This is a genomic window from Microcoleus sp. PH2017_05_CCC_O_A, from assembly GCF_020738785.1.
GTDB lineage: Bacteria > Cyanobacteriota > Cyanobacteriia > Cyanobacteriales > Microcoleaceae > Microcoleus.
The window spans coordinates 1-5,555 of record NZ_JAEQCB010000252.1 but is presented as its reverse complement, the minus strand read 5'-3'; the positions used below and the strand labels follow the sequence as shown (position 1 = coordinate 5,555).

The following is a 5,555-nucleotide window of genomic DNA, read 5'->3' as shown; positions in this document are numbered from 1 at the left end:
AGCTTTCTGAGCTGCCACTACAGCTTTGCGCTTCCATGTGGCTTTACGCATATTCTTCTTGGATTTGGAGGTTTTCTTCTTAGGGACTGCCATGACGCTAAATACTTTCTGGTTGTATAGACAAACAAACATTCTAGCCGATTTTGCCTCGCTGGCTCGACAAACCACAACAAGCAATATCCAGTAGTAGGGTGCGTCAGCGACTAGCTTGTCGAACAACACATAAAATCCGCCAACTGACGCACCCTACATTTCTCTGTGACAAGTAGTAGGGTGCGTCAGCGATTAGCTTCTCCAACAACACGCCAAATCCCCCAACTGACGCACCCACTCCAGCTTAGGAACGAAAATTTAATAACTTAGACTCTTAAAAGTGGGATGGGCGTCCCGCCCGTCTATAAGGGACGGGCGGGACGCCCATCCCACAATCATTAAAATTGTAAGTTATTTAATTCTCATTCCTTAAAGCTCGTGAAAATAGTACATCACGACGCCACTAACTGGGTCGTTCTCGATGCTGACATAACCGGTTTTGAGCATTGCCGTGAAAGCCTCTTCCACTTCGGCAAAAGTAGCGCCGGTTGCCTGGTGGAAGATAGCGGTATACCTTGGGGAGATACCCCGAGTTTGCCCCTGATAGTGGCATTGTGCTCGTCCACCATCTGCGGCAGAAGTAGCAAGTCAAACAATTGCCCGAACCCAAATAACCCAAAGGTACACAGCCACAGCAAACCCGTGCCAATCTTGCCGTTGTAGAGGCGGTGGAGTCCGAATGGGCCGAAAAAACAAGCTGCCCATAAAAGGTAACTAACACCTAAATTGCTCATTTTATGCCCGTCCTGCCTGGTTATTTAACTATTGCGCTCCCTCAATATATATTTTGTGGTTGGCGATCGGGTGTTTCAAAAGCTTGACACGGGAATTTATTTATGCTGTATCCTATAAATTGACAACAGGCAGAATTTTGTTCCCGAATCCCTTCTGTTTCAAAGCCCATAAGTAATTGTGCGTAGCAATTCTTAACGCCAGCAACATCTTTCCGGGTCGAGAGCTTGGTAAACTGGAGGGCGTGGAAATTTCAGCAGCTTTGACCTGAATTCCACAGAGAGCGCCAAAGTGCGCCGCACAGCGCTGGTCGGAGATACAAGGGCGATCGCCCGCAGTACCCGAAATCTCAAACAAGCGAGCAATTATAAGCAAAAAATCCAATAAACATATGGTAGATTCCCTCAAAAAACCCGCTTTTGCCGAGCAGCAAGAAGCGAAAACCCCAGCCAAAGAAACTATTCTCACACCGAGATTTTACACAACAGACTTTGACGAGATGGCCAAAATGGACATCTCGGTAAACGAAGCCGAACTCGAAGCAATTATCAAAGAGTTCCGCGTTGACTACAACAAAACCCACTTCGTGCGGGATGCCGAGTTCGATCAATCCTGGGAACACATCGACGGCGAAAAGCGCAAGTTGTTTATTGAATTCCTCGAACGCTCTTGTACCGCTGAGTTTTCCGGATTCTTGCTATACAAAGAATTGGCACGCAAACTCAAGGACAAAAATCCGGTACTCGCCGAAGGTTTCTTGCTCATGTCCCGCGATGAAGCGCGGCACGCCGGATTCCTGAATAAAGCGCTGTCGGACTTTGGTTTGTCCCTAGATTTGGGTTTCTTGACAAAGAGCCGTAGTTACACATTCTTCAAGCCGAAGTTTATTTTCTACGCCACTTACTTATCCGAAAAAATCGGTTATTGGCGCTACATCACGATTTATCAGCACTTGAAAGCGCATCCTGAAGATCAGATTTATCCGATTTTCCGATTCTTTGAAAATTGGTGTCAGGATGAAAACCGCCACGGAGATTTCTTCGATGCGGTGATGAGAGCTCAGCCTCAGATGTTGAATGATTGGCGCGCTAAGCTGTGGTGCCGTTTCTTCTTGCTGTCGGTATTTGCGACAATGTATCTCAATGATATCCAGCGCGGTGGTTTTTATCGATCGCTCGGACTCGATGCTCGCGAATACGACATTGAAGTGATCAAAAAAACCAACGAAACAGCAGGCCGCGTTTTCCCCGTCATGCTCGACGTAAACAATCCAGAATTTTATGAACGGTTGGATGTTTGCCTCAAAAACAATCAGCAATTAACCGCGATTGTTGAGTCTAAAACTCCGAAAGTTTTGCAATTGTTCCAAAAATTGCCTTTGTATTTATCCAACGGTTGGCAGTTGGTGAAACTGTACTTCATGAAGACGATTGAATCGCCTTCTGTTGAGGGTGCAGTCCGTTAAGTTTTGATTTTTCATCCTCTGTTACGGCGGTTCTGCGATGGCAGAGCCGCTTTTTTTTGGTATAATGTTAGTCTCATTTTGATGCGCGTCGCTCTGAGGATATTATGGTTGTACAAACAGAAAAACGCTACTGCACTCCCGAAGAATATCTGCAATTAGAAGAAGCTGCGGAGTTTAAAAGTGAATACCGTGATGGAGAAATAGTGCCAATGACAGGTGGAACAACGAATCACAATGAAATCGCAGGTAATTTTTATGCCCGCTTTAAATTGACTTTGGGAAGGCCGAACTATCGCGTGTATATGGGTGACGTGCGTTTGTGGATATCGCAATATCGCCTTTACACTTATCCCGATGTCATGGTGATTTCTGGAGAGCCTGCTTATGAGGGCAGCGGTACGACTACGGTAACTAATCCGGTGCTGGTTGTTGAGGTTTTGTCAAATTCAACCAAAAATTACGATCGAGGCGATAAATTTCAGTATTATCGATCGATCCCCAGTCTTCGAGAATATATTACGATCGACCAATATAAATGTTATATCGAACAATTTGCTAAAAATTCAGAAAATAAATGGGTATTAACAGAATATACAACGGCTGATGAAGTTATGACATTAAGTGCGATCGAATTTCAAATTCAATTGAGCGAACTTTACCAAGGAGTTAATTTTGAGATGAAGGGTGATTCAACAGTTGACAGTTGACAGTTGACAGTTGACAGTTTGAGAGCCACCTCTACCTAGAAGGAAGAGGATTGGAGTAATGAATAGTCTGATTTTAATTTCTCCCTCAAGGGGTTCCGGCTTTCAACCAATTCTTTCTGGTAATATGCGATCGGGAAGACGCAACTCTTTTGTAGACTACAAAGCAGATGCACACAACTGGATAACTTTGATGACAGTTATAAATTGTAGGGTGCGTCGCTCACTGGCAGCCTGGTTGAGGGCGAGAATTATTCGTGGCGACGCACTCTACGTCGTTATTAATCCCGGTTATAAATTGTAGGGTGCGTCGCTCACTGGCATCCTGGTTGAGGGCGAGAATTATTAGTGGCGACGCACCCTACGTCTCTGGTTTTTCGTACTAAATTGATGCTGATTTTTCATCAACTTTATCAAAATTCAGGGTTTTAAAACCCCGCTGTCAACTGTCAACTGTCAACTGTCAACTGTTTACCGCCATTCACCCTGAAGCGTAAACGCCGCCCAATAATAGGGAGACTGCCACTGTTTCTGCTGCAACATTTCCAATTGCGCCGCCCTTAAAGCTGCTGCTGGCGTTAACCCTTTTTTCAGCATTCCCTGATAGAAACTCGACATTAACTTCGAGGTTCCTTCATCATCCACACTCCACAAACTCACCACCACTCGCTTCGCCCCAGCATACATAAATCCTCTCGTCAATCCCACCATGCCTTCGCCTTGAATGTTCTGCCCCAATCCGGTTTGACAGGCACTTAAAACTACTAATTCTGCTGCTAATTTGAGATTGAAAATATCCGTAAGCCGCAGGAATCCGTTTAAGGGTTTGCCATTTTCGTCTACTAAGGACATGAGGATTCCTGATAATTCCGGGTTAGTGCTATTCGCGAAACCGTGGGTGGCAAAATGAATGATTTTATATTGGCTTAAATTCGGGCTGGTGGCTGTGGCGCGACTGGCTGCAAAATCCAAAGATTCGGTGCGAGAATTGGCAGGAACTAAGGCTTGAATGATTTGAGCTTCTTGGCGAGTGAATTTTAAACGGTCAAACTGTACGTTATTGTTGCCTCGGGAGCGACTCAAACCGGGATTTGCTGATTCTACCGCTTGCTCAGTGGTGGCTGAAGAATAATTTTTAATTCGTTCGTCGTTACCGCTAAAAACTGGATCGGCGAGAATTGCTAAAGTGCGAGTAGGGGCTTGTCTGTCGCTATAGTTTTGTCTTAAGATTCCCAAGGTGGAAGCGGAAGGCAACAGCACAATTTCATGGTTTACTATTAAAGGCGGATTCCCATTTTCACCGGATTTTCCGGGGAGCGAAAGGGCGGCAAAGGGAAGATAATTCAAAACACCATCGCCAACAATCAGCAGGCGTTTTTGACCGAGTTGGGCAGCAACGGGCTGTAAAATAATTTGACTGAGGGCGTTGTTAGCTTCAGCGACTCGATTGGGGATGTCTCGGTAGCGCGGATCAGTGACAGCAGCACGAAAGTTTTTGGCAGTTGTCTCGATTTCGGCAGCTTTTGGTAATTCATAACTGGTAATGCTGGTTTTCGTCACAGCCCAGAGATAGCTGCGGTCTTTTCCTAAAGAATACTGGAGTAAAATTGTATTCTCGTCGAGGATTTGTTGTTGAATCTGTGAAAGAGTTAGGGGTTGCGGTTGGGTGAGGGCGGCGTACCGGGGGCTGGTGGTGCGGATTTGGGTTTGAATGTCCTGATATTGTGTGATTAAAGTTTGCCGCTGTTGTTCTAATTCTGCTTCTTGGGCGGGAGTGTGGTTGGGGCGATTTAGAACTTCGATTCGTCGTTTTTCAAGGGCATCGAGTTGCTGTTGTAAACTGCGTTCTCGCTGCAATAATTCTGGGGCGACACCTTGACGAATATCGGCGTTTGCTTCTTGCAAAAGTTCGAGGAGGCTGCGGGCGCGGGAACGTTCGCTGGCTTCAAAGGCTTTAGTATTGTAACCAGATTTGGGTTGCGTTTTGTGCAGTTGCATTAACAGGTCAATGTAGAACTGGTAATAGTTTTGTACGGTGGCAAAGTATGAGGTGCGGAGTTCTGGGCCAGCAACTTTGGTGCGGAGGCTTTCAATAATTTTGAGGGTTTCAATATTAGTGAGGGCTTCAGTGAGATTGCCTCGATCGCGTTTGGCAAAAGCGATGTTGTAAAGGCTGACAGCTTCCCCACTGCGATCGCCCACTGCCCGTCTCAGCGGAAGGGACTGGCTCAAATACTCTAGGGCTTTCTGCTTCTCTCCCAAATCTGAGTAGACACCGCCGATGTTGTTGAGGGTGGTAGCTTCCCCCACCGCGATCGCCTACTGCCCGACTCAGGGGAAGGGACTGGCTTAAATATTCTAGTGCTTTTTGTTTTTCTCCCAAATCATCGTAGACTAAGCCAATGTTGTTGAGGGTCGTAGCTTCTAGAGAGCGATCGCCTACGGCCCGACTCAGCGGAAGGGACTGGCTGTAATACTCTAGCGCTTTCTGTTTCTCTCCCAAATCTGAGTAGACTTTGCCGATGTTGTTGAGGGTGACAGCTTCTCCACCGCGATCGCCC

General features: G+C 46.2%; 6 protein-coding genes and 2 pseudogenes. 3 read left to right on the top strand and 5 right to left on the bottom strand.

Annotation, left to right across the window (positions count from 1 at the left end; all coding sequences use genetic code 11):
* The 3 genes and pseudogenes from rpmF to JGK20_RS33035 form a co-directional block, all read right to left on the bottom strand.
* On the bottom strand, nucleotides 1-93 hold a 93-nt coding region (gene rpmF / locus JGK20_RS33045; protein ID WP_293233637.1), incomplete at its 3' end, for a 50S ribosomal protein L32.
* Between the two features lie 369 nt (nucleotides 94-462).
* Nucleotides 463-827: pseudogene (locus JGK20_RS33040) on the bottom strand (TM2 domain-containing protein).
* Nucleotides 828-939: 112 nt separating this feature from the next.
* On the bottom strand, nucleotides 940-1,209 hold the full coding sequence (locus JGK20_RS33035; protein ID WP_293200746.1) for a hypothetical protein: 270 nt from the start codon (nucleotides 1,207-1,209) through the stop codon (nucleotides 940-942).
* A gap of 7 nt (nucleotides 1,210-1,216) precedes the next feature.
* Between JGK20_RS33035 and acsF the strand changes: the two genes are divergently transcribed.
* The 3 genes from acsF to JGK20_RS33020 all read left to right on the top strand — a co-directional run bounded on the left by acsF (nucleotide 1,217) and on the right by JGK20_RS33020 (nucleotide 3,298).
* Nucleotides 1,217-2,290: a magnesium-protoporphyrin IX monomethyl ester (oxidative) cyclase gene (acsF, locus tag JGK20_RS33030; RefSeq protein ID WP_293174820.1), complete on the top strand. Its 1,074-nt coding sequence runs from the start codon at nucleotides 1,217-1,219 to the stop codon at nucleotides 2,288-2,290.
* Nucleotides 2,291-2,394: 104 nt separating this feature from the next.
* Nucleotides 2,395-2,997, top strand: a complete 603-nt coding sequence (locus tag JGK20_RS33025; protein WP_293202805.1) for a Uma2 family endonuclease — start codon at nucleotides 2,395-2,397, stop codon at nucleotides 2,995-2,997.
* Between the two features lie 58 nt (nucleotides 2,998-3,055).
* Nucleotides 3,056-3,298: a hypothetical protein gene (locus JGK20_RS33020; RefSeq protein WP_293174826.1), complete on the top strand. Its 243-nt coding sequence runs from the start codon at nucleotides 3,056-3,058 to the stop codon at nucleotides 3,296-3,298.
* Nucleotides 3,299-3,465: 167 nt separating this feature from the next.
* Here JGK20_RS33020 and JGK20_RS33015 read toward each other — a convergent pair whose 3' ends face one another.
* Both JGK20_RS33015 and JGK20_RS34735 read right to left on the bottom strand, forming a co-directional pair.
* On the bottom strand, nucleotides 3,466-5,304 hold the full coding sequence (locus tag JGK20_RS33015) for a CHAT domain-containing protein (RefSeq protein WP_366039819.1): 1,839 nt from the start codon (nucleotides 5,302-5,304) through the stop codon (nucleotides 3,466-3,468).
* A 58-nt stretch (nucleotides 5,305-5,362) separates the two neighbouring features.
* A pseudogene (locus JGK20_RS34735) lies at nucleotides 5,363-5,497 on the bottom strand (tetratricopeptide repeat protein); the annotation flags it as partial.
* Between the last annotated feature and the right edge of the window lie 58 nt (nucleotides 5,498-5,555).

Excerpts from the sequence above, each read along its gene's own strand:
- acsF (WP_293174820.1), top strand. The coding sequence starts at position 1,217 with ATGGTAGATTCCCTCAAAAAACCCGCTTTTGCCGAGCAGCAAGAAGCG.
- JGK20_RS33025 (WP_293202805.1), top strand. The coding sequence starts at position 2,395 with ATGGTTGTACAAACAGAAAAACGCTACTGCACTCCCGAAGAATATCTG.
- JGK20_RS33020 (WP_293174826.1), top strand. The coding sequence starts at position 3,056 with ATGAATAGTCTGATTTTAATTTCTCCCTCAAGGGGTTCCGGCTTTCAA.